At 53.5% G+C, this 25,848-nt stretch carries 23 protein-coding genes, 7 pseudogenes and 1 riboswitch; of the genes and pseudogenes, 15 read left to right on the plus strand and 15 right to left on the minus strand.

Annotation, left to right across the window (positions count from 1 at the left end; all coding sequences use genetic code 11):
- Window positions 1-83: 83 nt before the first annotated feature.
- The 7 genes and pseudogenes from JNO11_RS21610 to JNO11_RS21640 all read right to left on the minus strand — a co-directional run bounded on the left by JNO11_RS21610 (window position 84) and on the right by JNO11_RS21640 (window position 6,274).
- Window positions 84-1,508: a trehalose-6-phosphate synthase gene (locus tag JNO11_RS21610; RefSeq protein ID WP_325177894.1), complete on the minus strand. Its 1,425-nt coding sequence runs from the start codon at window positions 1,506-1,508 to the stop codon at window positions 84-86.
- A 536-nt stretch (window positions 1,509-2,044) separates the two neighbouring features.
- Window positions 2,045-2,128 (minus strand): annotated as a pseudogene (locus JNO11_RS21615) (GNAT family N-acetyltransferase); the annotation flags it as partial.
- A gap of 10 nt (window positions 2,129-2,138) precedes the next feature.
- Window positions 2,139-2,408, minus strand: a complete 270-nt coding sequence (locus JNO11_RS21620) for a hypothetical protein (protein ID WP_325177895.1) — start codon at window positions 2,406-2,408, stop codon at window positions 2,139-2,141.
- Between the two features lie 27 nt (window positions 2,409-2,435).
- Window positions 2,436-3,203 (minus strand): anti-sigma factor, encoded by a 768-nt coding sequence (locus tag JNO11_RS21625; RefSeq protein WP_325177896.1) that lies wholly within the window; start codon window positions 3,201-3,203, stop codon window positions 2,436-2,438.
- The gene (locus JNO11_RS21630) at window positions 3,200-3,748 is read right to left on the minus strand and encodes a sigma-70 family RNA polymerase sigma factor (RefSeq protein ID WP_325177897.1); all 549 of its coding nucleotides are present in this window, start codon (window positions 3,746-3,748) and stop codon (window positions 3,200-3,202) included. Before JNO11_RS21630 ends, JNO11_RS21625 begins: the two co-directional genes overlap by 4 nt.
- 61 nt (window positions 3,749-3,809) lie before the next feature.
- Window positions 3,810-4,370: a fasciclin domain-containing protein gene (locus JNO11_RS21635; protein WP_033773464.1), complete on the minus strand. Its 561-nt coding sequence runs from the start codon at window positions 4,368-4,370 to the stop codon at window positions 3,810-3,812.
- 328 nt (window positions 4,371-4,698) lie between these two features.
- A pseudogene (locus tag JNO11_RS21640) lies at window positions 4,699-6,274 on the minus strand (methyl-accepting chemotaxis protein).
- A gap of 299 nt (window positions 6,275-6,573) precedes the next feature.
- On the opposite strand from JNO11_RS21640, the pseudogene JNO11_RS21645 reads away from it, so the two are divergent.
- Window positions 6,574-6,852 (plus strand): annotated as a pseudogene (locus JNO11_RS21645) (GrpB family protein); the annotation flags it as partial.
- Window positions 6,853-6,880: 28 nt separating this feature from the next.
- Here the strand turns inward: JNO11_RS21645 and JNO11_RS21650 are convergent.
- Both JNO11_RS21650 and JNO11_RS21655 read right to left on the minus strand, forming a co-directional pair.
- The gene (locus JNO11_RS21650) at window positions 6,881-7,417 is read right to left on the minus strand and encodes a GNAT family N-acetyltransferase (protein ID WP_325177898.1); all 537 of its coding nucleotides are present in this window, start codon (window positions 7,415-7,417) and stop codon (window positions 6,881-6,883) included.
- Window positions 7,418-7,511: 94 nt separating this feature from the next.
- Window positions 7,512-8,186 carry an SOS response-associated peptidase family protein gene (locus tag JNO11_RS21655; RefSeq protein ID WP_033780319.1) on the minus strand — a complete coding sequence of 225 codons (675 nt, stop codon included), beginning with the start codon at window positions 8,184-8,186 and terminating at the stop codon, window positions 7,512-7,514.
- Window positions 8,187-8,903: 717 nt separating this feature from the next.
- Between JNO11_RS21655 and JNO11_RS21660 the strand changes: the two genes are divergently transcribed.
- A complete protein-coding gene (locus tag JNO11_RS21660; RefSeq protein ID WP_022624409.1) occupies window positions 8,904-9,152 on the plus strand; it encodes a hypothetical protein in 249 nt (82 codons plus the stop codon).
- Between the two features lie 129 nt (window positions 9,153-9,281).
- On the opposite strand, the gene JNO11_RS21665 is transcribed toward JNO11_RS21660, so the two are convergent.
- Window positions 9,282-9,698 carry a cell envelope integrity TolA C-terminal domain-containing protein gene (locus JNO11_RS21665; protein ID WP_033743904.1) on the minus strand — a complete coding sequence of 139 codons (417 nt, stop codon included), beginning with the start codon at window positions 9,696-9,698 and terminating at the stop codon, window positions 9,282-9,284.
- Between the two features lie 339 nt (window positions 9,699-10,037).
- Between JNO11_RS21665 and JNO11_RS21670 the strand changes: the two genes are divergently transcribed.
- Window positions 10,038-10,283, plus strand: a complete 246-nt coding sequence (locus JNO11_RS21670) for a ParD-like family protein (RefSeq protein ID WP_010247005.1) — start codon at window positions 10,038-10,040, stop codon at window positions 10,281-10,283.
- Complete coding sequence (gene map / locus JNO11_RS21675; protein WP_323170509.1) at window positions 10,280-11,065, plus strand: type I methionyl aminopeptidase; 786 nt, start codon at window positions 10,280-10,282, stop codon at window positions 11,063-11,065. Before JNO11_RS21670 ends, map begins: the two co-directional genes overlap by 4 nt.
- A 36-nt stretch (window positions 11,066-11,101) precedes the next feature.
- Here map and JNO11_RS21680 read toward each other — a convergent pair.
- Both JNO11_RS21680 and JNO11_RS21685 read right to left on the minus strand, forming a co-directional pair.
- Window positions 11,102-12,197, minus strand: a pseudogene (locus tag JNO11_RS21680) (diguanylate cyclase).
- 203 nt (window positions 12,198-12,400) lie between these two features.
- Window positions 12,401-12,695: pseudogene (locus JNO11_RS21685) on the minus strand (hypothetical protein).
- A 246-nt stretch (window positions 12,696-12,941) separates the two neighbouring features.
- Between JNO11_RS21685 and JNO11_RS21690 the strand changes: the two are divergent.
- The 3 genes from JNO11_RS21690 (at window position 12,942) to JNO11_RS21700 (ending at window position 14,191) form a co-directional block, all read left to right on the plus strand.
- Window positions 12,942-13,166, plus strand: a complete 225-nt coding sequence (locus JNO11_RS21690; protein ID WP_010670434.1) for a hypothetical protein — start codon at window positions 12,942-12,944, stop codon at window positions 13,164-13,166.
- Between the two features lie 2 nt (window positions 13,167-13,168).
- Complete coding sequence (locus tag JNO11_RS21695; protein ID WP_033768865.1) at window positions 13,169-13,411, plus strand: hypothetical protein; 243 nt, start codon at window positions 13,169-13,171, stop codon at window positions 13,409-13,411.
- A 93-nt stretch (window positions 13,412-13,504) separates the two neighbouring features.
- Window positions 13,505-14,191: a hypothetical protein gene (locus JNO11_RS21700; RefSeq protein ID WP_010246994.1), complete on the plus strand. Its 687-nt coding sequence runs from the start codon at window positions 13,505-13,507 to the stop codon at window positions 14,189-14,191.
- A gap of 220 nt (window positions 14,192-14,411) precedes the next feature.
- Here JNO11_RS21700 and JNO11_RS21705 read toward each other — a convergent pair whose 3' ends face one another.
- A complete protein-coding gene (locus JNO11_RS21705; RefSeq protein ID WP_325177899.1) occupies window positions 14,412-15,461 on the minus strand; it encodes an NAD(P)-dependent alcohol dehydrogenase in 1,050 nt (349 codons plus the stop codon).
- Between the two features lie 111 nt (window positions 15,462-15,572).
- On the opposite strand from JNO11_RS21705, the gene JNO11_RS21710 reads away from it, so the two are divergent.
- The gene (locus tag JNO11_RS21710) at window positions 15,573-15,965 is read left to right on the plus strand and encodes a helix-turn-helix domain-containing protein (protein WP_325177900.1); all 393 of its coding nucleotides are present in this window, start codon (window positions 15,573-15,575) and stop codon (window positions 15,963-15,965) included.
- A gap of 29 nt (window positions 15,966-15,994) precedes the next feature.
- Here the strand turns inward: JNO11_RS21710 and JNO11_RS21715 are convergent, their stop codons facing one another.
- Window positions 15,995-16,816, minus strand: a complete 822-nt coding sequence (locus tag JNO11_RS21715) for a Cof-type HAD-IIB family hydrolase (protein WP_139016403.1) — start codon at window positions 16,814-16,816, stop codon at window positions 15,995-15,997.
- Between the two features lie 255 nt (window positions 16,817-17,071).
- Between JNO11_RS21715 and JNO11_RS21720 the strand changes: the two genes are divergently transcribed.
- Window positions 17,072-18,334, plus strand: a complete 1,263-nt coding sequence (locus JNO11_RS21720; RefSeq protein WP_325177901.1) for a DUF1479 domain-containing protein — start codon at window positions 17,072-17,074, stop codon at window positions 18,332-18,334.
- A gap of 76 nt (window positions 18,335-18,410) precedes the next feature.
- Window positions 18,411-19,160, plus strand: a complete 750-nt coding sequence (locus tag JNO11_RS21725; protein ID WP_325177902.1) for a DNA-binding transcriptional regulator YciT — start codon at window positions 18,411-18,413, stop codon at window positions 19,158-19,160.
- On the opposite strand, the gene JNO11_RS21730 is transcribed toward JNO11_RS21725, so the two are convergent.
- Window positions 19,157-20,176, minus strand: coding sequence for a LacI family DNA-binding transcriptional regulator (locus JNO11_RS21730; protein ID WP_325177903.1), 1,020 nt, complete (start codon window positions 20,174-20,176; stop codon window positions 19,157-19,159). The genes JNO11_RS21725 and JNO11_RS21730 overlap by 4 nt on opposite strands.
- Before the next feature lie 256 nt (window positions 20,177-20,432).
- On the opposite strand from JNO11_RS21730, the pseudogene ascF reads away from it, so the two are divergent.
- From ascF to JNO11_RS21755, 5 genes and pseudogenes are all read left to right on the plus strand, one after another.
- Window positions 20,433-21,900 (plus strand): annotated as a pseudogene (ascF, locus tag JNO11_RS21735) (PTS cellobiose/arbutin/salicin transporter subunit IIBC).
- Window positions 21,901-21,936: 36 nt separating this feature from the next.
- Window positions 21,937-23,367, plus strand: coding sequence for a 6-phospho-beta-glucosidase (locus JNO11_RS21740; protein ID WP_325177904.1), 1,431 nt, complete (start codon window positions 21,937-21,939; stop codon window positions 23,365-23,367).
- Between the two features lie 106 nt (window positions 23,368-23,473).
- Window positions 23,474-23,576, plus strand: a riboswitch (TPP riboswitch).
- Between the two features lie 68 nt (window positions 23,577-23,644).
- Window positions 23,645-24,346, plus strand: a complete 702-nt coding sequence (locus JNO11_RS21745) for a TenA family protein (RefSeq protein ID WP_172608617.1) — start codon at window positions 23,645-23,647, stop codon at window positions 24,344-24,346.
- Window positions 24,343-25,083 (plus strand): ABC transporter ATP-binding protein, encoded by a 741-nt coding sequence (locus JNO11_RS21750; RefSeq protein ID WP_022624420.1) that lies wholly within the window; start codon window positions 24,343-24,345, stop codon window positions 25,081-25,083. The genes JNO11_RS21745 and JNO11_RS21750 overlap by 4 nt, the downstream gene beginning before the upstream one ends.
- A pseudogene (locus JNO11_RS21755) lies at window positions 25,080-25,842 on the plus strand (ABC transporter permease). The gene JNO11_RS21750 and the pseudogene JNO11_RS21755 overlap by 4 nt, the downstream one beginning before the upstream one ends.
- Window positions 25,843-25,848 lie beyond the last annotated feature (6 nt).

A 25,848-nucleotide genomic window follows, 5' to 3' on the forward strand; every position in this document is an offset into this window, starting at 1 on the left:
ATAATCGGCTCAGAGTGGGCCGATTATCTGGCTTTCGCCCCGCTAACCCGCGCACCAGCGAAATACCACTTCAACTCAAAAACTCAGTACCTCGCCCGGCTACTGCTCAGGTGCGGAAAAAAGGCAGGCGACGGCAAGGCTTCCGGGGCAGTTGGCTCAGCGTTCAGCATGCGCAAAAATGACTCAGCCCAGTGATGGCTGTTCTGCATATGCAGTCCCTTCATCAGACGGGCATGCAGAGACCGCCGTTCGTGTAACGGCATCTGCAATGCGCGATGTACCGCACTGGCCATTGCATCAGGATCATAAGGATTGACGATGATGGCACCCTCCATCTGCTCGGCTGCACCGGCAAACTGCGAGAGGATAAGCACCCCGGGATTTTTCGGGTCCTGTAAGGCGATATACATTTTGGCCATCAGGCTCATGCCTGCCATCAACGGCGTCACCAGCGCAACGCGTGAGGCACGATAGATGCCGGCCTGCTCTTCGCGGCTGTAGCCATGAGTCAGATAGTTCACCGGATACCAGTTCATTGTGCCATGCACGCCATTAAGCTCCCCGCACAACGCCTCCAGAGCGTGACCGAGTTCTGACGCATCATGTGCGTGTCCGGCTGCCGGAGGCGCCAGCTGCAACAGCGTGATATTTTTCTGGTAGCAATAATGTTTTCGCAGCAGCACCTCCAGGGTGCTGATTCGGTAAGGCAGCCCTGAGCTCTCATCAAGATGGCCGCCGCTTAGCACGGTATTTTCGGGCAGGCTTTCGCGGCACTGCATTTCCATGTAAGCACAGCTGTTGCTATCACGCAGAGACTGGACATCGTCAAGGTCAATTCCGACAGGAAACACACCCACCCTGATAATCCGGCCATGAACACGAAAGCTTTGCGCCTCCAGCCGTTCTATACGGAATTCGCTCTCCAGCCAGACAAGGAAGTTATTCATATCCTGCACGGTCTGAAAGCCAATCAGATCACAACATAACAGTGAGCCAGTGAACCAGCGCCATTCGGGTATGGTTTCAAACATTCTGCCAGCCGGGAAAGGCTGATGCAGAAAAATACCCACTAAGTTGGTCAATCCTTCTTCACGGATATAGGTGGCACAGCCTAGCAGATGGTAATCCTGAATCCAGATAACATCGTCGGGTGTGGCATTTTCGCAGATGGCGCGCGCATAGGCTTTATTGATGTTTTTATATTCCTGATAGCCGCTTGTAGAAAAACGGGCCATGTCCGGACGCTGATGAAAAACAGGCCAGAGCCCTTTGTGAATATAATTGTGGTACCCCTCATTAAGCTCGCCAGGCGTATAGGGGAAGGTCACGGTTTCATACTGGCCCATCTGCTGCACGGCGTAGGGTCTTGGCGCATCCTGAGGCATCACCTTGCTTTCACCATCCCAGCTAATCCAGACGCCTCCCTGACGGGAAAGGATGCCGTCATAAATTGCAGTAAGCGTCGAACGTTGACATTGATTATGCGAAACAAGAATAAGGCCTGACATGCTGTATTCCTTAAGAACCCGCTGCGGAGAGGCACCAGTGCCTGGCAGCGAGCCGCTATTAATAGGAGGTCGGAGAATAAACTGGAGAAAACCACTCATGAATGTGCACCCCGTCCACTAAATGCCCACAGACGCTTTTTGCAAAATCGGGTTGTGACTGCCATCGTGTAACGTTGTCACGTAAACGCCCGGTGCCGTTAATTAAACCGAACGGCCTGTAAAAAAAGGCGTAAAAAAGAGTCTGATGAAGTGTAAAAACGCTGCAAATCACGCGCCCGATATAGCATTAGCGGACAGCGATGGCGCAAAAAGTCAGTGAGTTGAAGACAGGGAATATACGCGGGTATAAATAAGGCGGGTTGGCCCGGTTCCGCTCACCCTCAAAGCTGGTTTGATAAATGCGTGGCCGGGCCGTTTTATTGCGGAAACAGAGAACCTAAAAATCTCTTTGTTAATTCAGAGCTGAGCGCTCATTGTCTGGAAAGATACGCCGTTAAAAAATTTTACCTCCCCGACTTTTTTTAAATCCCCTTTTCTCATAAAAAAGGGACGGCAAGGAGTGAAGACCGTACGCTAATTTCTGAACGCAGTTCGGGAATCGCCTGCTGCCAGAGAGCCCTCGCTACCCCTTTACGCTGAAATTTCGGATGTACAAAAAAGGTATTTAACTAAATTGCCTTCGAAAAGGGTGAGTACGCCTGTCACTTCACCTCTTTCCACGGCAATCAGCCAGAGATAGTCATCTGAAACAATCAACGGCTGAAGCACATCGGGCTTTGTGCTGTCGATGAACCATTGCGGACAGGGCTCTGTCTCTGAAAAATTACATTGCACAGACACAAGCTGTATCAGCTCACTGATGCCTGCCGCATCAGACTCCAAAGCGGTTCTGATTTCCATTCTTTTGTCATTCCCCCCCTGATTTGATTAAGGCAAGGGGATGAGGTTTGCCATTTGAAAAGCCATCCACTCCCCTTTTCCGCTGAATCCCGGTCCGTGGACCCGCGTCCTGATGATTAAAGCACCGTGACTTTGCCCTGGAATATCACCGGACCGGACGGCCCGCTGAGCGTAGATCCCCCCCACCGGCTCCAGACTTACCGCCAGTACCGTCTGATTATCTAACTCGCCAGGCGGTAAGCGGAAAACATTACTGTCGCTATGATTGATCAATCCCAGAGATTGTGGTGGAGCACTGCCCCTGATCAGCCAGAGCTGCAGGTTTTTATTCTCTGGCAGCGTGATGTTCAGCGCCGAAACCTGAAGGAGTGAAGCTGACTTATCCAGATTCACCACAAACTGTGCATCGGGCTGTGCGCCGCTGAGTACCGCAATCGGCTGCAGGGATTGTGGGGCATCAGGCTTGCTTAAATGGGTGAAAATGAGGATGCCAGCCATTGCCGCCGCCAGGCCCCAGCCGAGCCAGAAGCCAGGATGCCTGTGGATTGATATCGTGCCAGAGAAGCCTGCATTCCGGCCAAGATCCTGCTCAATCTGCTGCCAGACCGCAGAAGACGGGATAACGGCGTGAGTGAGCAGGTCAATGCCGCTGAACGCTTTCTGCCAGTGCAGCACCTCTGCAGCAAATAATGAATCGTCATTGAGGCGTTTATCCAGCCGATGACGTGTCACATCGTCGGTAAGGCCAAGCACATATTCGGCCGCAGTGAGATCATGTTGTTCCTGCCCAGTCATAAGCCTATGCACTCCCGAAGATGGGTTAACGCGCGACGGATCCAGCTTTTCACCGTTCCTTCAGGCTGACTCATTGAGAGCGCAATCTCACTCTGTGAGAGGCCACGATAATAGGCGAGCGAAATGCTTTGTCGCTGCTCAGAGGGTAAGTGCGCCATGCAGTGCTGAAGGCGACGCGCTTCCGCATGACTCGCATCGGCAGGAAGTGGCGTCTGGAAACCCGCTTCCGCTTCGCTGACCTCCTCCACGGAACAGCTTCTGTTTTCATGTTTACGAAGGAAATCAATCGCCCGATTTCTGGCAATGTGGCTGAGCCAGATATGCGGCTCACTGCGCTTATCGTCGTAATAGTTAGCCGACTGCCAGATTTGAATAAACGTATCGTGCAGGATCTCTTCTGCCCAGTCCCGGCGTCTCACAATCCGCAGGATGATCCCATAGAGTCGGGGCGACAGAACGCGGTAAAGCTGCTCAAGAGCAGCTTTATCACCGACGGCTATCTGGTTCATTAAACCGGCCTGAATATGGGGCACATTTTTTGTCATCGGCTTCCCTGTGAAAGATGTAGCCACGCGATAAGTGGCTACACACAGTATAGGTAACGCCTTACGGCATCAGCACGGTATCAATAACGTCAATCACACCGTTACTCTGGTTCACATCATACGTGGTGATACTGGCAATATTGCCCTGAGCATCCTTAAGCTGAATATTGTGCGGGCCATTTGCCATCACCCACAGTGATTCGCCATTCACCGTTTTCAGCTCGGCTTTACCGCCACCCGCTTTGATTTTTTTCTCCAGCGCTTTCATGTCCAGTTTTCCTGCAACCACGTGATAGGTCAGGATGCTGGTGAGTTTTTGTTTATTTTCTGGCTTAAGCAGTGAGTCGACGGTGCCCTTAGGCAGTTTTTCAAATGCGGCATTGGTGGGCGCGAAAACGGTAAACGGCCCCTTCCCTTCAAGTGTCGGGACCAGACCGGCGGCTTTAACAGCCGCCACCAGCGTGGTGTGGTCTTTCGAGTTAACAGCATTCTCAACAATATTTTTCGATGGGTACATGGCGGCACCGCCGACCATCACCGTGTCGCTGTCCATGCTCGCCGCATAAGTGGCGCCGCTGAAGACTAATGCAGAAAAAATCAGAGTTGGCAGGAATGGTTTCATTTTCACTTCCCTCATTGAGTTAACGGACAGGGCGAGAGCGCCCTTATCTGTTAATACGAATGAGCAGCGAAAACGGATGCAAAAAATTTTAATTTTTTTTAGCTGGGGGGTTCAGGCTGATGCGATATGCAATAAGCCCACCAGAGGTGGGCTTATCATAACGAGTCCATACTGCGTCAACGTCTGCTTTTCACGCACAGCAGACAGCCGTCATTACTGGCAAGAAATAGCTCCCGGTCATACAAATCAGCAATGTGAAAAAGGCATTGCCCCGGACAGCTCAGATGCTCTCAACCCACGTCTTTCGCCGTGAGTTATGCGCATGAACCTAAATGCGAAAAGCATTCACGGCTTCACGTAAAGCGTGTGCCTGGGCTGAAAGCGACTGTGATGCCGAAGAGGACTCCTCAACCAGCGCGGCGTTATTCTGCGTGACGCCATCCATCTCGTTCACTGCGATGCTGACCTGTGAAATGCCCTGCATCTGTTCAGCTGAGGCGAGTGAGATGTTATCCATCGCGACGGCGAGTTTTCCAACCATCGCATTGATATCAAGAATGCTCTTGCCGGTGCCGGTTGCCACGACAACACCACTTTCGACCTGCGCCACAGCCTCTTCAATCAGATGTTTAATATCTCTGGCTGCGGTTGCACTGCGCTGCGCCAGCGTCCTGACTTCACCCGCGACAACGGCGAAACCTCGACCCTGTTCGCCCGCTCGCGCTGCTTCGACTGCCGCGTTAAGCGCCAGAATGTTGGTCTGAAATGCAATTCCTTCGATAACGGATGTGATATCCCGGACTTTCACCGCGCTTTTTGAAATATCATTCATCGTCTCTGACATGCGCTGCATATCGTGTTCACCCGAACGCGCCAGCGCAGCGGTTTCACGGGCTGAATCCGCGGTCTGCTGCGCGCCCGCTGCATTGCTTTTCACTGTAACCGTGAGCTGTTCAATACTGGCGGCGGTTTCCTGCAAAGCGGCGGCCTGCTGCTCTGTACGGGAAGAGAGTTCGGTATTGCCCTGAGAAATTTCATCAGCCGCCATGGCGACCGAAGCGGAAGAATCTTTAATCTGGGAGACCAAGTCACGCAGATTGCTCTGCATGCTATCCAGAGAAGCCATCATGCTGAGGGTATCCCCCCTGACGAAGGGTCACTTTTGTCGTCAGATCGCCCGCCGCAATCGCAGCGGCCAGGCCCTGCGCATGAGAAGGTTCGCCACCCAGCCGAGTCTTGATCCAGCGGGTAATCAGCCCACTCATCACAAATCCCATCACAACAAACAGGGTGGTCAGGCCTGCCAGCGTCATATAAACACCGGAGAGCGCCTGAGTCGACGTTTCCGCCGTTTTACTCGTTACCCGCGCCTGATAATCAACCATCCCATCTACCGCACTGCGGTAGTGCGAAAGCGCAGGGATCAGTTCACCACGGAGTTTTTCCGGGAACGGAGTGGCGTTCTGCATAAACAGGTTTTGCTCTGCCTGATGAAGCGGACCCGCTGCCACTTCGATTTTATTTAATTGCGTGGAAGCCTCTTCTACTTCAGCAAGATTGATCCCCGGAATGCTTTTGGCACCGTTGATCAGTTCGCGAAAATGCGCGGTGGTATTATCACTGTTGGTCTGCAACGCAGAGAACTGGGTTTTTATAGTGGCCTCTGCCTGAGGCTGAGTGTCTGAAGCCACGGACAGTAAAAGGACAGTTTGCTGAGTTAAATTATCTTTTAGCGTCTGCAGGGCCTGGAGATCGCCCAGCCGCGCGCGCGTCAATTCCTGCTGATCGCTGGCCGTATTGAGTTTAAACCCGGCAAATCCTGTCACAAAAACGCCCGTTAAGATGACTGTGAGGAATGCCGCAGTGAGCATGACGCTTAATTTTATTTTTTTGTTCCGATACATAGGAGACCCCGATGTTTGAATTAATAGGTTATCACCGACGTTCCGCTTCTATGGCTCGCTGGTACTGGATCTGTTATCGGCAGCGGGGAAAGAAATTACAGTAATGAAAGGGGTAAGAAGCGATGATTCCTGGGCTGAGTAAAAGGGTAAATCCCTGACGGATGCCATTAAGGCAGTGAGTGTTATTCTCGTAACTTGTCGCCTGAATGCGGATAAAACTATTCCAGCTTCGCTTGTGGCACCACGGATTTAACAGACTCTTCAGCGTCATTTGAGATGACTGACAATAGAAGTGTCCTCGTGGTGAGAACGGAATCTCAGGCCGCAGATATTTTATTAAGGGTGGAGAAAGGCGTAGCCATCAGGTGCATGCGTTTGCAGCTGGAGACGAACAGATAATAAGGCACCTTGCTTTCCGTGATTACCTCAGAGAAAACAGAGATATCGCAGCATCCTATGCTGAGATAAAGCGTGAAGCAGCATCACTCTGTAACAACGATGCTCAACGCTACAGCGCGCTGAAAGCGAACTTTATAGCGCATCATCTACAGCTCGCACTGATTGACCTGAAACGATAGGTACTGAGCAGGACAGGATATATCCTCCTCACCCCCGTTTTTGATTCCATTCATACTGACTCAGGGTAAACAGCATGCTTGCGGGCGCATTTTCCACATCATAAATATCCCGGGTATGCCGGAGGCCGGCGTTAATCAGAACCTTTTGTGAAGCCAGATGATTCGCTCTTACGACTGCAGAAATCTCAGCCAGTTTTACTTCTTCGAATCCATAACTAACCGCATAGTTCGCAAATTCCGTCGCCAGTCCTTTCCCCCAGGATTCCGGAGAGAAACGATATCCCAGATTATTGATCGTGATATCGGCAAAGCTTCTGATGTTCAATCCCCCAAAACCGATGATTCTTTCTGGATTATCCTGAAGCGAGATAGCCCAACTGCCGAAGCCATTCAATTCCCAGTGACGGATAGAGCGCGATAGCACTTCCCGTGAATGATGGATATCCGGATGTGGGCCCGCGGGATTAAACGTATTCGTCGCAGGGTCGCCGTAGATCCTGAAAAGATCATCGGCATCTGATGGGGTGACTGGCCGAAGAAACAACCGCATAGTGTCTGCCTGCAAAATAAACGCTCTCAGATTAAGAAACGAGTGATCCTGTTTTTATAACGGGAAACGGTGCGGGAAACTATGTAAATCTCTCACCTCATCGGTCTGTTCAGTCAGGCTTGATCTCTTTAATAAGCGCTTCACCCTGATTGTGGATGTTGCCGACTTTGGCTGTAACAGGATGCCAGGTAAAGTCCTTTTCCGGCAATGCGGCTTCATGTGCAATTTCCTGAGCACGTTCTGACGTGGTTTCGGCACTGAGCCATTCGCGTACAGCATCCGCACTTAAAACCAGCGGGCGTCGGTCATGGATATCAACCATGCCTTTATTGCTCGCTGCCGTTACGATAACAAAACCCTCATGCCCATGATCCTTACCATAAGGAGCTTTGCCGATAGCGGCGAAGAACAGCGGTTCTTTCTCTTTGTGGCAGATAAAGTAAGGCTGTTTTTTGTCGCCCTCTCGCTTCCATTCATACCAGCCATTGGCAGGAACAATGGCGCGACCATGCTCCCACAGCGGTTTGAACATGCGTCCCGTCGCAGCGGTTTCACCACGCGCATTGATAAGCGGTTGTTTGTCCCACCACTCCGGACCGTAACCCCAGTAAACCGGATCAAAGTGCAGTTCATTATCCCGCTCATTGAGCAAGAGCACTTTGGTGCCTGGCGCTACGTTAAAGCGGTCTATCGGCTCCGGATCATAAATAATTTCATCGGGCTTCATCCCCAGGGATGCAAAGTAATCGTCTCTGCTGCTGTACTGCGCAAACCGTCCACACATGGGCACCTCCTCTCATAAGGATAGCGCAGCGTTGAACGAGTTAAATAAATCTAAAAAAAATTGTTCTTCTGGCTGAAGATATCGTGATTTTTGACGAGAACATGATTAATGAATATGAATAAACTGGAGTAGTAATGAAGGGAATTATTTTAAGTCTGACTATGGCGTCACTGATGGCTGCCTCGTTTACAGCTGATGCGCGCGGCCATCGTGGTGGGGGGTGGGCATAGAAGCTACAGCCATAGTTTTAGTTCAGCTTACTCATCACAAACAACGACACCCAGAATCAAGAAGAGATATTCCAGCAGCAAGCGAACGGCCAGATATGCTACTGCGGGCGTGGCGGGTTATGGCGCATACCAGGCCCATAACTACACGTCATCCTACGTGCGTGAGAAGGGCCGTCAGGCCGCAAGAAAACCCTCAACGAACAGCTATGACAACCAGTATCCAAATCAGCCCCAGGCTCAGCCAGTTAGCCAGAATATGGCACCGACATGTTCACCCTTATCTATGGTAAGCCAGCCGGGCTATACAAACCTGCCTGTATGCCTGGGCAGTGTTAATTGATTTCAAGCCTTGTAGCGATGAAACGACGATGAATTGATATTTTTCAGGAAGACACATTTTACAGAATGCCACTTACCGCACCCCGGAGAGGTCATATTTTAGTGACTTCGTAGGGACACGAACCTTTAATAATATGAGATATAACTCATGACCATAGTTTTTATACCTGCCCTCATCCCATTACTGATGAGAATTGAGAATGAGAAAGGAAGCCCGCTTACTGAGCAGGAAGTCAGTAGCATCCGTGATAATGCCACAACTATCGAAGTGCCGCGTGATGTTGCTCTCGCCATGGCTGAATGCCGCGGTTACTTCGATATCAACCCTGAAAGTTGCTGGGCTGAATGGAGCTTGTACCGGAGTAAGAGTTTGCTGTCTGTTGCTGACAACGGATAACTGCATCGCGGTGCACAGTTTTAGCAGCCGGTATCTGACGGCATAGCTTCAGAGCAGCACGGTGCCTTATGGGATTGTGAGTTTAGACATTTAAGTGCAACGCTTAACACTTTCCTTAGCTATGTAATCTTATTGCGGAGCAAAATGTATCGGGATTTCATCCTTCATAAAGGCGGGTCTCATTGGAAAAGTGTGGGCATCTGCAGCTTGTTTGATTGCTTTAATTGCAGCAGCGCACAGAGCTGGATCTCCGCCCTGAACGTTGATGCTTACCGGAGGCTCGCCTTCCGGCTGCCTGATCCTTACATCACATGTTTTACCGCGATAATTATCTGCATCGAAAAACCGATATTGTATTGCTGTAACAGCCTGGCAGAGCCAAAGCTGAGTTTCACGCTCTTGAGTTTGCTGTGGTGTCTGAGATTCACACTGACTTTTAATCTCTGACGCGTCGGGAGTCTTAATTCCCTTTTGTCGGATGTGATTTGTGCTCATATGGCATCCTGAAACTGCCAATGCGGCAGTCAAAGCAATTATTCTTTTCATGATTACATCCCTGATCTTTGCCCATATTTTATACCATTAATTCTACTGACTTAATATCCACAGCCACCAGAACAACCCAGTACTTCATCTGCTCAGTCATCAGCTACGTTTTCAAAAAAAGACAGTGTTTCGGCGCTTTTTCGGCGGGGCTGCCCTACTGTTACCTGGCAATACACACCTCTCTAATATCTATAAATTTTTCTGTTCCGATCGAAATGTGTGGCCGTGGGTCATCATTCTGTACCCTGCTTCAGACGCGCAACAATCTCCCCCCCTCTTTTCAAATCACGCCGATAACGTTAAGCTATACGAAACATATACGTTTCATATAAGGCTTGCATGGGTATCGTAAAAATCTCCGACCTGATGCATGAGAATCTGCGCATCGCCAGTCAGGCGATGAGCCGCTCAATTAATGCACAGGCAGAACACTGGCTAAAACTCGGTATGCTGGCAGAACTCTATCCGCAGCAGACCCAACATCAACTGGCGCAGATGCTAATCCGGCTTGAACTGGAAGGCAGCGCTGATATACGCAATATGCTCCCTAAAGAGAGCCTCACCACACAAGGAGACGTGTCATGAACAGCGTTAAAATTCATACCGCAGCGGAAATCGAAATGGCACGGGCAGCCGGACAGGCTGCGGCTCAGGTGCTGGCGATGATTACACCTCACGTCCGTCCCGGCATCACCACGGAAGAACTGGATGATATCTGTCACGACTTCATCGTGAATGAGCTTAAAGTGACGCCAGCAAACATCGGTTACCACGGTTATACCCGCACCACCTGCACGTCGGTCAATCATGTGGTCTGCCACGGCATCCCGGCCAGCAAAAAACTCAAGGATGGCGATATCGTTAATATCGATGTAGCGATCATTAAAGATGGCTGGTATGGCGATACCAGCCGGATGTACTTTGTCGGCACACCGTCAGTCCGTGCAAAACGTCTGGTCGAGATCACCTATCAGTCGATGGTCGCAGGTATCAAAAACGTACGTCCTGGCGCGACGCTGGGCGATGTGGGCGCGGCTATCCAGCGTGTCGCTGAATCGGCTGGCTTCTCGGTGGTGCGTGAATATTGCGGTCACGGTGTCGGCGAAATTTACCACACCGATCCACAGGTGCTGCACTACGGCACGCCGGGCGAAGGGATGCCACTGAAATCAGGCATGATTTTCACTATCGAACCGATGATTAATGCCGGTAAAGCCGGAACCAGCGTGCTGTCAGATGGCTGGACGGTGGTCACCAAAGATCGCTCGCTCTCGGCGCAATGGGAACATACCGTCGCCGTCACCGATGAGGGTTTTGATTTGCTCACGCCCTGGCCTGAAGGCACCGGCGACTACCCGGCGATTTAATCTCTCAGCCTGAGACAGGGGTCTCAGGCTGCATTGTTAACTGCCCCTGACTTCACTCAGCGTTTCCAGCGTGCCGGAATGCCACACCTGCACATCGTTACGTCCGGCGCGCTTGACCTGATACAGCGCCTCATCGGCGCATCTCAGCCATTCATGAATTGTCGCCGCATCGCATGCCGGTGCAATCCCGATACTCACCGAGCACTGAAAGGTAGATGAAGCCGGCAGCCGCAGCAGGGCAATCCCCTGTCTGATCTGCTCTGCCAGCAACATGATGCTGGTTTCATCCGCATCCCGCACAATCACACACAGCTCATCGCCGCCAAAGCGGGCAGGTATATCTTTCAGGCCGACGCTGTCACGCAGCAGTGCCGAAATTTCTGCCAGCAGGAAGTCGCCGGCTTCATGCCCGAAGGTGTCGTTAACCTGTTTGAAGTGATCGACATCCAGCAGCATCAGCCAGGCTTTACCCTCACCTCGCTGTGTACGTAAAAACTCGCTTTCAAGCCGCCGCTCAAAGAGACGTCGGTTAGGTATTTTCAGACCAGGATCCATCAGCGCAATGCGTTCCAGCTCCTGATTCTTCTTTCGCAGACTCAGGGTCAGATTGTGTGAAACCACGCTGAGCGCCAGCAGATAGCCGCTGGCGAGCGGCAGAGTCAGCCAGACGGTACGGGTAGAGAAGGTCAGCTGCAAAGGCGCCTTTTCGGCTAACCAGGCCAGTAAAAAAGGTCAACAGAAAGGCCTGCAGAGCAGACTTCAGCTGAACCCAACCGCCCGCCGAGTAACGATCAGAGATCAGTACCGCCATGATAATAATCGAGGGAAGCGGACTCAGCGCCATGGTTGCCACCCAGAAACCGCCGAAAGCGGCATCCAGCGTCAGATTCTTACGTTCAAAACCCGTGGGATCGCGCGATCGCAATGCCAGTCTGAAAGCGGCATAGGGCCAGACAAACGCATTAGTAAATAGCAGTGCGCAGAGTTCCAGGCTTTTTCCCAGCTCCATCAATACTGACAGAATGGGCAGGAAACAGAGAAAGGTGCCGAGCTGGCGCATCATGAACATGCGGCGCACAAATCGCGTTGATCGGCGCTTCAGCTGAATATCGTCAGGAGTGTAGTAATTCATATGCAGACTGAAGCAGCAACAGGTTATGGCAGTTTATCGGCAATTAATGAATTAAGGTAAACTATTTACAGAATATTCTTATTGCGGGCCGCGAAAGGCATCTCGCCAGGCTGTGACTTGTGTGCCGGGGCCGATGGCCGTCAGGGGACATTAGCAGTAATGTGAGAAGATACCGCGCGCCATGAATACGCGCGGAAGCTTTTTTATCGGCGGCCTTTAACCACTGAGGCAGACCAGTTGAAATCGCTGACTTCACTGGCGGTCATTGAAGAAGGTTTTTTCTTACGCAGCGGTTTTTTCTTCTCCTTCTCAGCCTGCGCCCTCTCCTTCTCCAGTTTGCTGGTCATGATGACCTGACGAGCTTCACTATTGAATTCTTTCTCTTTTTTTGCTATCAGGCTCTTTACCGGTTCGTTGACGGTACTTCTCGGCCAGGCCCTTATAGGTTTGCTCGACGGCCAGTCGTTCATCAGCGTTGAACTGATCAATGGAAATCATCTTTTTTATCGTTCATAGCGGCGTGTCCTGTGGCGAGTTATTCCGGCAAGTGTACCGCATTTGCGGTCCGTTAACGCAGGGAATGGCATTAATCCGGTGAGCTGCTGATTCCATCAGCACATGCAGCCCGGTAATTTCTCTGAAACCTGCGCTTAGCCCTGTAAAAAATAGGGTTATCTCTTAATATAAAACTAATGTTCATCAGGTTTACTGGCAGTGACCACGTACTGCCGAGGAGCTGAAGGAATGATAAAAGAGACCGATCGCCTGTCACAGGCACTATTACGGCGGCATGGGATTGGCGTTAAACAGAAACGTATACACTTCCGTGGCAGGGATTTGCTGTTTCAGCTGCACAACGCCCGCTATGAGGTGTTCAACGGCGATCGCTGTATTGCAACCGTCGATACCAACAATATCAATGAAGCCATTAAGCAGTTTAAAGCGCTGGACCAGCCTGGGGAGAAATAGCCATGCCAGACTATCGTCTGTTTCAGAAAGAGCAAACAGTCAGAGCCGTGAACACTGAGCGGCAGGATCAGCAGGACGCGTTAATGGCTGATGGCTATAAGATGGTGTGGGACGTGGTGCATGCCGATAACGCCGATGCCGCGCTGCTGCGCTATCAGCAACTGCGTCACGAAGAGGATAATGCTGAGCAGAGTTTCGCAAACGATTCAGTTTTAAGTAGTCTGATGAACCTGATATCCCGCTGAGTCAGTGCGGGGCTGAAGGTATAAAACCAAAGTTACTGTTAATTCATGCTGTGCTGATTAGAATAAAGAAAATTTCCCGAATACAGGTTTCTGATGAAAATCACCATTCATAAAGAAGATGAGCTGTTTATGCACAACTTCTTTGCTGCGCCATGCCACACCGTTGAAACAGACTCACCACAGGCACAACAGATTCAGCAATCGCTTCAGCTGGCCATCCAGCAAAAAGGTGCAGAGGCTGATGGCGACTGGAAACGTAGTCTGACTTTTCTGATTCTGTTTCTCTTTTTATATGCTGCGCTGGGTGCCTCGCTGACGCTTGATCTCAGCACCACTGGCACGCCTCATAAGAGTATTGAATATGCGCTGGAAGCGATTCCGGTGCTGATCGCTTTCTCCGGCTTCTTCATCTCTATTCTCTATCTGTTCCTGACCCGCGCCAGCGCGCGTAAACAGCGTAACTGGGAAAGGACTATCCTGGTGCTGGAGAAATACTCCATCGGAAATCTGTTTAAAGCGACGCATACCCAGGGCGGTGGTACCAGCAACTACTCCGTGCCCAACCTTTCTATTTCGCTTGCGCTGTTTATCTGCCTGACCTGGCTGGTGATTTATAACTATCTGACATTTACCACCAGCGGAGTGTTTGGCAGTGTCATCTCCCTGTTTATCAGCACCATGGTTTATGTGATTCTGGATATTCAGCTGCTTAAGCCTTTTACCCATGTTGTTGAGAAAGAAGAAGCGGAAAAGAGTGACACGGATAAAGAGCAGGATTAAATGCACCCCGTAAACGTCAAAACAGATACCCGGTCAATGAGCCGGGTATTTTTTTTTCTAATCAGAACGATCTTGCTGCAAGACCCCTGCTGCACGGAGTTCACTGAGGTGGGTTGATATTAAAGTATTTAAGTATGTTGTAACTATAGGCAGGACTTAATCCTCTGGGTTCAGCCCGTGTAAAAGTCATACGGCCCGCTTTCACAGCGGGCCGTATTCATCACCAGTTGGTTTTCTGCATATCGATGACAAAACGATATTTCACATCGCTGGTCAGCATACGTTCAAAGGCAGTTTCGACCTCTTCACCGGTGATCATCTCAACATCAGCCGTGATGTTGTGCTGACCACAGAAGTCGAGCATCTGCTGCGTCTCCTGAATACTGCCAATCGAGGTGCCACTGATGCTCAGGCGACGAAACACCATCGGTGTCACATTCGGTGACGGATGGGGTTGATCGGGAATGCCCACCAGCACCAGCTGACCATTGGTTTTCAGCGCACTGAGATAAGGATCGAGGTCGTGTGGTGCAGCGACACAGTCCAGAATGATATCCAGTGACGCCTGGCAGTCAGCCATTTGTGCGGCGTCTCGCGAGATCACCACGTTCTTAGCACCGAGCCGGCGTGCATCTTCCCCTTTCGCCGGAGAAGTCGTAAACAGGGTGACTTCTGCGCCCAGTGCACTGGCCAGTTTAACCGCCATATGACCCAGTCCCCCGAGCCCGACCACACCCACACGATCACCTGCTTTGACTTTAAAATGCTGCAACGGTGACCAGACGGTCACGCCAGCGCACAGCAGCGGTGCCACCGCATTCAGCGCCAGATTGTCGGGCACCGTGACAACAAAATGCTGGTCGGCGATGACATGCTGCGCATAGCCACCAAATGTCGTATTGCCGGTGTATTTATCCGTGCCGTTGTAGGTCGGCGTGAAACCCGCCTCACAATATTGCTCTTCCTGCTGCTGACAGAAATGGCATTCACCGCACGAGTCGACCATCACGCCAACGCCAACCGTATCCCCGGCGGAAAATTTAGTGACGTTGCCGCCCACTGCCACTACGCGTCCGACAATTTCGTGACCGGGAACCAGCGGATAGCGGCTGACTCCCCATTCATTACGGGCCATATGCAGATCGGAGTGACAGACACCGCAGTAAAGAATTTCGATTTTCACATCGTCAGCCTGCAGCTCGCGTAACTCTACCTGGCCTGCCCGCAGCGGCTGATCTGCATGGGACGCTATCAGCGCGTTAATTTTCATCTGTTGCCTCTTCTCCCCTGGTGGTCGTAAAGAAAGCGGCCCACTATAGACACACGGAACCCTATTTGGTAGTAGTTACCTTTTGGTTACCATACTATCTGGGAAGTCACTATGCCGGTCTGGGTCGAAGGAAAACTTTGCTTTTATGCGGATTCACCGCCACGCCGCCTGCTGGAACTCTTTTCGGTGAAGTGGAGCACGATGGTGCTGCATGCGCTCTATCACTGGCCGGAAAACCGGGCGCGTACAGGCGAACTGGAGCGCAGCCTGCAGGGTATTTCGAAGAAGATGCTGATTCAGACGCTGCGTGAGCTGGAGCAGCGCGGACTGGTGTCGCGTCAGGTGTGGCAGGTGGTGCCACCAAAAGTGGAATACAGCCTCACGCCGTTGGGGCATACCTTTGCCAAGCCGATTGAGCAGATGTATCAGTGGGGACTGGAGAATCAGGCTGCGCTGGATGAAATGGAACATCACGCGCGCAGCCATCAGGAGAGTGGCGGATAGAAGGCCGCCAGTTCTCACGCAGTGCAGGCTTAATCGAACGGGAATTCGCGCGCCAGCACGCGGGAAATGACATTCAGCGCGCCTTCATCATTGTTGCTCTGAGTCTGATAGCGCGCCACGGCAGCGACCGAATCAGCGGCATTGGCCATTGAGAAACTGAAGCAGGCCTGACGCAGCATCTCAATATCATTGGCGCTGTCACCAATCGCCAGCACTTCGCAATCGCTGATGCCCCACTTTTCCTGCAGCAGCGCAATGCCGTGTGCCTTATGGCAGCCGGGAATAATGAGATCAATAAAGCCAAAACCGCTGGATACCGGATGCATGATGTTTTCCAGCTCGCCCAGACGGGAATGCAGTCTTTGCAGCAGTGCATCCACCCCTTCGTGCTCCAGCTTCAGCGAGAATTTGAAAATGGTGTCGTCGATGGCATAGAGGTCATCGCGTTTTTCCAGCCGGTGATAGTGGTTTGCAAGCATTGCCATCACCTCGTCAGAGGTGGATGAATGCATATAGGCGCCGTTGCGTCCACAGACCACGACCGCAATGTCAGGTTCATGCGCCAGGATATCGAGGATCTTATGCACTTTCTCCTGAGCTAACTCTCCGCAGAAGATCTCTTCATTACAGTCAGAAACCCATGCGCCATTTTCCGCCACGAAAGCGATCTCATCTTTGATGTCGGGAAAATAGCGCTGCAGCTGGTAATACTGATTACCACTGGCCACCACAAAACGGATGCCCTTCTGCTTCAGCAGCGCATACTGACGTGAAAACCGCTGAACGTTGTACTGCTTATTGTCGTCCAGAAAGGTGCCGTCCATATCCACCGCAATCATCTTAACCGCCATCTCGCCTGCCCCTATACGTTCGCCGTTCTGTCCTTTCGGCTGATTGATTTGATTCATAAAGCTTACTCGCTGTGTGGATTAATGAGAATGCAAATAGTGACTTTGCTAACGGCTTTCAGAGCGTTCCGGTTCCGGAGTTGTGTTATCACGCACGTTTTTTTTCGTTAAAAGGATGTTAACCTCAGTCGAATATTACGAATGAAGGTTATTTCAATTACATTCGTAACTCAACCCCCAGATATTCAGGAGCACGAGATGCGTGAAGATTCCCGATCAACCCCTTTACCTGACGACGTCAAAACCGCTATTCGCGAGATGAAACAGCAGTTACGCCAACAGATTGGTGATGTCGATGCCCTTTTCCGTCAGGTTTGCGACAACATCACTGCTGCGATTGCTGAAGCAAAAGCAGATGAAAAGCGCACGGGCAGTGCCTGGCCGGTAGTGCCCATGCAGGACATTGCAGCGGGAAAGGTTTCGGATGAAACCCGGGCGATGATTAAACGTCGCGGCTGTGTGGTAATTAAGCAGCACTTCGCGCGTGAGCAGGCGCTGGCATGGGATAAGTCGATGCTCGACTATCTGGATCACAACCGGTTTGACGAACACTATCGCGGCCCCGGAGATGACTTTTTTGGATCGCTGGCCGCCTCCCGCCCCGAAATCTATCCGATTTACTGGTCACAGGCGCAAATGCAGGCGCGGCAGAGCGCGGCAATGGCTGACGCGCAATCTTTTCTGAACCGGTTATGGAAGTCTGAATCGCAGGGCAGGCAGTGGTTTGACCCGGATGTCAGCGTTATCTATCCCGATCGCATCCGTCGCCGCTTGCCGGGCACCACCTCGAAGGGATTAGGCGCCCATACCGATTCCGGCGCGCTGGAACGCTGGTTACTCCCCGCGTATCAGCAGGTTTTCAGTAAGCTGTTTCACGGTGATTTTGCCGCTTACGACCCCTGGGATGCAGCTCACCGCACCGAAGTGGATGAGTATGATCTGCCGGGTACCACCAAATGTTCCGTGTTCCGGACCTTTCAGGGCTGGACCGCACTCTCAGATATGATCCCCGGTCAGGGCCTGCTGCACGTGGTGCCGGTGCCGCAGGCGATGGCCTATGTTCTGCTGCGCCCGCTGCTTTCAGACGTACCTGAAGATGAACTGTGCGGCGTCGCGCCGGGCCGGGTGTTGCCCGTTAATGAACAGTGGCATCCGCACCTGATTGCAGGACTCTGTTCGATACCGGCCTTAGAGGCGGGCGATTCGGTATGGTGGCACTGTGATGTGATCCACGCCGTTGCACCGGTTGAAGATCAGCAGGGCTGGGGCAATGTGATGTATATCCCCGCTGCACCTATGTGTGACAAAAACCGCGCCTATGCCCGGCGGGTTGCACAGGCCCTGGAGCAGGGACGTTCGCCGGGAGATTTTCCGCCAGAAGATTATGAAACAGAGTGGGACCAGCGTTTTACGCTGCAGGATCTCAATCTTAACGGACGCCGGTCGCTGGATTTGTCCTGATCCCAATCCCGCGTTGTACACCAGCGCGGGATATCCCTGTTACACTGGAGCTTCTTTTTTTCTGCGAAACGCAATTATGAACCCGCGACATCATCAGATTATTCAACTGGTTAATAGCCGGGGCAGCGTAACGGTCAGCGAACTGGCGCAGCTTACCGGGGTTTCTGAAGTGACGGTGCGTCAGGATCTCACACTGCTGGAACGCGACCGGTTGCTGCGGCGGGTTCACGGTTCCGCGCTGGCGCTGGACAGCGATAACGTCGGCACCCGCATGAATACCCGCTATCTCACTAAGCAGGCGCTGGCACGACATGCGGCCAGCCTGGTTCAGGCGGGTGAATCGGTCTTCATCGAAGGCGGCAGCACCAATGCGCTGCTGGCGCGTGCGCTGGCTGACCGCGCCGATCTTACGCTGATTACCGTCAGTCACTATATTGCCCAGCTTCTTCGGGAAGCCACCTGTGAGGTGATTGTACTCGGTGGCCTGCTGCAGAAAAGCAGTGAGTCGGTAGTCGGCCCGCTGACGCGGTATTCCATCCAGCAGGTCCATTTTCACCGGGCATTTGTTGGCGTGGATGGCTGGCATCCCGAAACTGGTTTTACTGGCCGCAACATGCTGCGCTGTGATGTGGTGGATGCCGTGCTGGCGAAAGGCGCTGAGAGCTATGCCCTGACCGACGCCTCCAAGTTTGGTCAGATTCACCCTTATCCGCTTTCATCCGGTTATCAGGTCGGGCACGTGATTACCGATGAGACGCTGGATGCGGCGACGGCAGCGCAGCTCAGGGAACAGGCGATAGAGGTGATACAGATCTCCGCAGGTTAAGCAGAACGGTCGGGGCCTTTAGTAACGGAGTCCCGCAGCATCAGGCTGGCCGTGAAAGGAGCCTGAGTATGCCAGTCTCCGCCATCCAGCATGGTCAGCAGGCGGTTAATCGTCTCATCGATCATCTCGGTGACCGGCAGTTTCATGCTGGATAACGACGGCGTGATGAAGGGCGCCAGCGGAATATCATCGAAGCCAATCACCGAAACCTGCCCGGGTACCGCGATGTTGCATTCAGTCAGACGCTTGATTGCGCCAATCGCCATCTCATCATTACTCGCCACCAGCGCGCTGAATGTCACCCTGCGTTCCAGCAGCTGGTCCACGGCCGCCATACCGCTCTGCGCCGTCCATTTGCCCGTCACGATTCGCCGGGAATCGGCTTCAATGCCCTGCGCGGCCAGCGCAGCGTGATAGCCGGAAAGCCGCTCCACGCCGGTCGGCGAATCGAGCGAACCGGTGATAAACGCGATCTCGCGATGCCCCTGATTCAACAGATGGCTCACCGCCGCAGCGCTGCTGGCGTGCTGATCGCTGTAAATGCAGTAGCTATGGTTGACGCGCAGCCGCCGGTTGATCACCAGTATCGGCTGTTTATGGCGGGAGATAATCGCATCCAGCGCGTCAATGCTCAGGAAGCGCGGATAGATAATGATGCCGTCACAGCGCAGATCGAGCAGAAACTGTATCGCCGCCTCTTCCTGCTCAGCGGTGTGTTTGCCGTCCGCCAGAATCAGCTGGCGGCCCTGCTGCTCCAGTATGCGCGCGGAGTGTGCCATTAGTTCAGTGAAGTAGCTGCCGCTGTAGAGCGTATTGGTGATCACCAGTCCAATGGTCTGAGACGTTTTTGTCGCCAGGTTGCGCGCCAGCAGATTGGGCCGGTATCCGGTTTCGGCAATCGCCTTCAGTACTTTTTCACGCTTTTCCTGCCCGACATAGCCATTGCCCGAGAGCACACGTGACACTGTCGCTTTAGAGACGCCCGCCCTGTTTGCCACTTCCTGAATCGTTGCCATGGTGATGCTCCTTTGCTGCGTCGTCCTGCAGTCTACCTAAGCCTCTCAATGTTGGAAATATTTACCCCGCCTTAGTATGAGGTTACCTGGCAGCATCAGGTGATGGAGTTCACAAAAAAGAGATCTGGATGATTTTGGCGCTTGTCGGCGCTGTGAAAGCACTTCATGATTTTGTGAAACCGGTTTCCTATTTGCCTGCCCGCAGGCGCAAAAACATAAAAACTTTGACCGATTTACCCTACAGAGAAGAGCGATCATGCCCAGAAATTATGCCGAGGTGTCACGCGCCATCGTTGATGCGCTAGGCGGCCTCACCAATATCGAAGCCGTAACCCACTGCATGACCCGCCTGCGGTTTGTGTTGAAAGATGAAGCTCAGGTCGACTATCCCCGGCTCAAGGCGATCAATGGTGTTATGGGCGTGGTGCACAACGACACTCAGTGCCAGGTGATCATTGGTAACAACGTTTCACAGGCTTATCAGGCGGTGCTGGAGCTGGGCTCGCCCGCAGCGACATCGGCTGCACCCATGAAACGTAAAATCACGCTGCGAGGCATCGGTGCAGGGATTCTTGATGCGCTGGTGGGCACCATGTCGCCGCTGATTCCGGCCATTATTGGCGGGTCAATGGTTAAGCTGCTGGCGATGATCCTGGATATGGCGGGCGTGTTTGAGAAAGGCTCATCAACGCTGGTCATCCTCAACGTGATTGGCGATGGCGCATTCTTCTTCCTGCCGATCATGGTGGCCGCCTCTGCGGCGCTGAAATTCAAAACGAACATGTCGCTGGCGATCGCCATTGCCGGTGTACTGGTTCATCCCAACTTTGTAGAACTGATGGCGAAAGCGGCACAGGGTCAGGCGGTGGAATTTGCTTACATCCCGGTGACCGCGGTGAAATATACCTACACCGTAATCCCGGCGCTGGTGATGACCTGGATCCTGTCGCACATCGAGCGCGGCGTGGATCGTATTACCCCTGCCGTCACTAAAAACTTCCTGAAACCGATGCTGATTGTGCTGATTGCGGCACCCATCGCGATTGTGCTGATTGGTCCGATTGGTATCTGGATCGGCAGCGGCATCTCCGCGCTGGTCTACACCGTGCATGGCTATCTTGGCTGGCTTTCCGTCGCGATTATGGGCGCAATCTGGCCGCTGCTGGTGATGACCGGGATGCATCGGGTGTTCACCCCCACCATCATCCAGACCATTGCCGAAACCGGCAAAGAGGGCATGGTGATGCCGTCAGAGATTGGTGCCAACCTCTCGCTGGGGGGGATCGTCGCTGGCGGTGGCGTTCCGGACCAAAAACCGTGAACTGCGCCAGACCGCGCTGGCAGCGGCGGCATCAGCGATTATTGCCGGCATTTCAGAACCGGCGCTCTATGGCGTTGCGGTCCGTTTAAAACGACCGCTGATCGCCTGTCTGATCAGTGGTTTTATCTGTGGCGCGGTCGCGGGCATTGGCGGGCTGGCCAGCCACTCCATGGCCTCACCCGGCCTGTTTACCAGCGTACAGTTCTTCGATCCTACCAATCCCATGAGTATTGTCTGGGTCGGTGCGGTCATGGTGTTGTCTGTGGTGCTGTCATTTGTGCTGACGCTGCTGTTAGGTTTTGAAGATATTCCCGAAACCGAGCCTGAAACCAACACCGCACCCGAAAGCGCAACGCAACCTGCGCCCGTTACCGAACGCGCTAACGCGATTAATAGCCACTAAAGGAAAGGGTCACGCTGACCCGGAAAAGAGGATTGCATGTCTGATTCAAGGTTTCCGCAAGGATTTTTATGGGGCGGCGCACTGGCCGCCAACCAGAGTGAAGGCGGCTTTCGTGAAGGCGGAAAGGGCTTAACCACCGTCGACATGATTCCACATGGCACGCACCGTATGCCGGTCAAACTCGGTCTGGAAAAGCGTTTTACCCTGCGTGACGATGAATTTTATCCCAGCCATGGAGCCATCGATTTCTATCACCGTTATCCGGAGGACATTGCGCTGATGGCGGAGATGGGGTTCAGCGTGTTCCGCACGTCGATTGCCTGGAGCCGTCTCTATCCCAATGGCGATGAACTGACGCCCAATCCGCAAGGCATCGCCTTTTACCGCGCGGTCTTTGAGGAGTGCCGGAAATATAATATCGAACCGCTGGTCACGCTCTGTCACTTTGATGTGCCGATGCATCTGGTGACTGAATATGGCTCGTGGCGCAATCGCAAAATGGTCGACTTTTTTGCCCGCTATGCCCGCAGCTGCTTTGAGGCGTTTGATGGCCTGGTGAAATACTGGCTGACCTTCAATGAGATTAATATCCTGCTGCACAGCCCCTTTTCCGGCGCCGGTCTGGTGTTCGAACCCGGTGAGAACAAGGATCAGGTAAAGTATCAGGCGGCCCATCATGAACTGGTCGCCAGCGCGCTGGTGACGCGCATCGCGCATGAAGTGAATCCGATGAACCAGGTCGGCTGCATGCTGGCAGGCGGCAACTTCTATCCCTGGTCGAGCAAGCCGGAAGATGTCTGGGCTGCGCTGGAAAAGGATCGCGAAAACCTGTTCTTTATTGATGTGCAGGCGCGCGGGGCCTATCCGGCCTACGCCGCCCGCGTGTTCCGTGAAAAAGGGGTGACGCTTGAGATCGCTGACGGCGATGCCGACATCCTGAAAAACAGCGTCGATTTTGTCTCGTTCAGCTACTACGCCTCACGTTGCGCCTCGGCAGAAATGAACGAGCAGAACAGCAGCGCCGCCAATGTGGTGAAATCCCTGACCAATCCCCATGTACCGCGCAGTGAGTGGGGCTGGGGTATCGATCCGCTAGGCTTACGCATCACGATGAATATGATGTATGACCGCTATCAGAAGCCGCTGTTTCTGGTGGAGAATGGCCTGGGCGCGCGCGATGAGATCGAATCAAATGGCGAGATCAACGATGATTACCGCATCAGCTATCTGCGCGAACATATCCGCGCCATGGGCGACGCGATCGAGGATGGCGTGCCAGTGATGGGTTACACCAGCTGGGGCTGTATCGATCTGGTTGCCGCCTCAACGGGTGAAATGAGCAAGCGCTACGGATTTGTCTATGTTGACCGCGACGACCTGGGTAACGGCACGCTGGCGCGCACGCGGAAGAAATCGTTCTGGTGGTACAAAAAAGTCATTGCCAGTAATGGTGCGGATCTTGAGTGACAACGTCACTTAAGATCTATCGTCATGCTGTTACTGGCGCGACAACCACACCGGAACAGAACGCTTATTTCTGCCGTTGTACTCCGGCAGTAATTATCGTATAACCAATGTCTCCGAGGGGTGTCCTGTAATGGGCTGAGATGGCGTAAGCCGAACCCTTTGAACCTGATCTGGGTCATGCCAGCGAAGGGACGGGTCGGCAGATTTTCTGCGTCATCTCCTGCAATATTCCCTGTTCCAGACCGTATGCCCGGATCTCCCTGTTACTGGAGATCCTATGTCACATCCGCTTTTCGACACCGGCTTTTATGGTCGTCTGCGCCTGCATGCGGGCAGTCAATGGCACGCCTATATCGGGCACGATTTTGTGCGGCAACTCGGTCAGGGCAACCTGCCACCCGCCGCCTTCCGCCACTATCTCACCCAGGATTATCTGTTTCTGCTGCACTTCGCCCGTGCCTGGGGCTTGCTGATCAGCAAACTTTCCGAGCCAGCAGCCTTACGCAGCGCAACGGCATCGCTTAACGCCATCGTCAGCGAACTGCCACTTCACCTGGCTTACTGCCAGCAATGGGGTATCAGCGAGGCGGCTATGGCGAGTGAACCCGAGGCAGTGGAAACGCTCAACTACACCCGCTACGTGCTGGACGTGGGTCACACCGGGGATGCGCTGGAGCTGCTGACCGCGCTGATGCCGTGCGTTGCCGGTTACGCTGAAATTGGCCTGACACTATTGCATGATCCCGCAACCCGCTTTGAGGGGAACCCTTACGCGGCATGGATAGAAAATTACGGCGACGAAGCCTATCTGGCTGGCGTTCGCTCCTCACTTTCACTGTTTGAAACCCTGGCCCGGCAGCGCGCCGGTGAACACCGGTTTAACCCGCTGGCGGAGATCTTTACCACTGCAACCCGGCTGGAAGCCGCTTTCTGGCAGATGGGTCTCAACCATGCTGCCGCCCAGCGGATCAGCTCATGAACCTGCCGTGCAGTCCGGTGCCGCCAGGCATTTCAATTCGCCAGCTCAGCCTGAATTATGGCCAGCAGCCACTCTTCAGCCAGCTTGATCTGGAGATCGCGGGCGGTGCTTTTACTGCTTTACTGGGTGCCAGCGGCGTCGGAAAAAGCAGCCTGATGCGGGTCATTGCTGGTCTGACGCCACCCACCGCCGGGCAGGTCAGCGGCAGCGACGGCCTGCCACTGACCGGACGCATCGCCTGGATGGGGCAACAGGATCTGCTCTATCCGTGGCTGACGGTTGAACAAAATGTCTGCCTCGCCAGTCGCCTGAAAGGTGAAAGGGCCGATCGCGACTGGGCGCAGCATCTGCTGATGCGGGTAGGTCTGAGCCATTCTGCAAATGCGCGACCCGCGACTCTTTCCGGCGGGATGCGTCAGCGCGCCGCGCTGGCCCGCACCCTCTACACCCGTCAGCCCGTTGTGCTGATGGATGAGCCCTTCTCCGCACTGGATGCACTCACCCGCGCTCAGATCCAGACGCTGGCCGCAGAAGTGCTGGTCGGACACACCGTGCTGCTGATTACCCATGACGCCGCTGAAGCCAGTCGGCTCAGTCACCACATGCTGGTGATCGGTTCTGCGGGAATTGAAACCTGCCCGCCCCTGGCGGGCCAGCCACCGCGGGCTGCAGACGACATACAGGTAATGCAGAGTCAGGCCGCATTGCTGAAGCAGCTGAGCAGGATAGCGGGATGAGATTACACAAAGGTTTTGCCAGTTTTCACCGTGGAGTGATGCTGTTTGCCGGACTGATTGCGCTGTGGTGGCTCGCCACGCTGACTTCGGTTCCGGCCTTTCTGCTGCCCTCACCCGCTGCAGTCGCCATCGAACTGTGGCAAAACGCAGGTTATCTCGGCCATCACACCCTGATTACTCTGACCGAGATCGTCAGCGGCATGGCTCTCGGCGTGCTGCTGGGGAGTGTGCTGGCGCTGGGCATGACCTTTTCGCCGTGGCTGCAGCGCTGGATGATGCCGCTGGTGATCACCAGCCAGGCGATTCCGGTTTTTGCCCTGGCGCTGCTGCTGGTGCTCTGGTTTGGTTTCGGCATGGGCGCAAAGGTCGCGATGGCCGTCCTCGTAATCTTCTTCCCGGTGACCTCCGCCTTTTTTTGATGGCCTGCGTCGCGTCACGCCCGGCTATCTCGATCTGGCTCGCACGCTGGGCGCATCGCCTGCAGCGCAACTGCGCCATGTCCGGCTGTTAGCCGCGCTGCCCGCCCTGGGCTCAGGATTGCGGATGGCGGCAGCCGTCGCGCCAATAGGCGCAATCATCGGCGAATGGGTCGGCTCGGCCGAAGGGCTGGGCTACGTGATGCTGAATGCCAACGCCCGGATGCAGAGCGACCTCTGTTTCGCCGCCTTGTTTATTCTGGTGCTGATGACGCTGGCCCTGTGGCTGACCCTCGACATCCTGCTGCGCCGCCTGATTACCTGGGCACCCGAGACACATTAATAACCA

The sequence above is a fragment of the Pantoea sp. 1B4 genome, from assembly GCF_016925765.1.
In the GTDB taxonomy this organism is placed as follows: domain Bacteria; phylum Pseudomonadota; class Gammaproteobacteria; order Enterobacterales; family Enterobacteriaceae; genus Pantoea; species Pantoea agglomerans.

Coding starts and splice junctions, on each gene's coding strand:
- JNO11_RS21610 (WP_325177894.1), bottom strand. CDS start 1,508: ATGTCAGGCCTTATTCTTGTTTCGCATAATCAATGTCAACGTTCGACG.
- JNO11_RS21620 (WP_325177895.1), bottom strand. CDS start 2,408: ATGGAAATCAGAACCGCTTTGGAGTCTGATGCGGCAGGCATCAGTGAG.
- JNO11_RS21625 (WP_325177896.1), bottom strand. CDS start 3,203: ATGACTGGGCAGGAACAACATGATCTCACTGCGGCCGAATATGTGCTT.
- JNO11_RS21630 (WP_325177897.1), bottom strand. CDS start 3,748: ATGACAAAAAATGTGCCCCATATTCAGGCCGGTTTAATGAACCAGATA.
- JNO11_RS21635 (WP_033773464.1), bottom strand. CDS start 4,370: ATGAAACCATTCCTGCCAACTCTGATTTTTTCTGCATTAGTCTTCAGC.
- JNO11_RS21655 (WP_033780319.1), bottom strand. CDS start 8,186: ATGTGTGGACGGTTTGCGCAGTACAGCAGCAGAGACGATTACTTTGCA.
- JNO11_RS21660 (WP_022624409.1), top strand. CDS start 8,904: ATGACCATAGTTTTTATACCTGCCCTCATCCCATTACTGATGAGAATT.
- JNO11_RS21665 (WP_033743904.1), bottom strand. CDS start 9,698: ATGAAAAGAATAATTGCTTTGACTGCCGCATTGGCAGTTTCAGGATGC.
- JNO11_RS21670 (WP_010247005.1), top strand. CDS start 10,038: ATGGGTATCGTAAAAATCTCCGACCTGATGCATGAGAATCTGCGCATC.
- map (WP_323170509.1), top strand. CDS start 10,280: ATGAACAGCGTTAAAATTCATACCGCAGCGGAAATCGAAATGGCACGG.
- JNO11_RS21690 (WP_010670434.1), top strand. CDS start 12,942: ATGATAAAAGAGACCGATCGCCTGTCACAGGCACTATTACGGCGGCAT.
- JNO11_RS21695 (WP_033768865.1), top strand. CDS start 13,169: ATGCCAGACTATCGTCTGTTTCAGAAAGAGCAAACAGTCAGAGCCGTG.
- JNO11_RS21700 (WP_010246994.1), top strand. CDS start 13,505: ATGAAAATCACCATTCATAAAGAAGATGAGCTGTTTATGCACAACTTC.
- JNO11_RS21705 (WP_325177899.1), bottom strand. CDS start 15,461: ATGAAAATTAACGCGCTGATAGCGTCCCATGCAGATCAGCCGCTGCGG.
- JNO11_RS21710 (WP_325177900.1), top strand. CDS start 15,573: ATGCCGGTCTGGGTCGAAGGAAAACTTTGCTTTTATGCGGATTCACCG.
- JNO11_RS21715 (WP_139016403.1), bottom strand. CDS start 16,816: ATGGCGGTTAAGATGATTGCGGTGGATATGGACGGCACCTTTCTGGAC.
- JNO11_RS21720 (WP_325177901.1), top strand. CDS start 17,072: ATGCGTGAAGATTCCCGATCAACCCCTTTACCTGACGACGTCAAAACC.
- JNO11_RS21725 (WP_325177902.1), top strand. CDS start 18,411: ATGAACCCGCGACATCATCAGATTATTCAACTGGTTAATAGCCGGGGC.
- JNO11_RS21730 (WP_325177903.1), bottom strand. CDS start 20,176: ATGGCAACGATTCAGGAAGTGGCAAACAGGGCGGGCGTCTCTAAAGCG.
- JNO11_RS21740 (WP_325177904.1), top strand. CDS start 21,937: ATGTCTGATTCAAGGTTTCCGCAAGGATTTTTATGGGGCGGCGCACTG.
- JNO11_RS21745 (WP_172608617.1), top strand. CDS start 23,645: ATGTCACATCCGCTTTTCGACACCGGCTTTTATGGTCGTCTGCGCCTG.
- JNO11_RS21750 (WP_022624420.1), top strand. CDS start 24,343: ATGAACCTGCCGTGCAGTCCGGTGCCGCCAGGCATTTCAATTCGCCAG.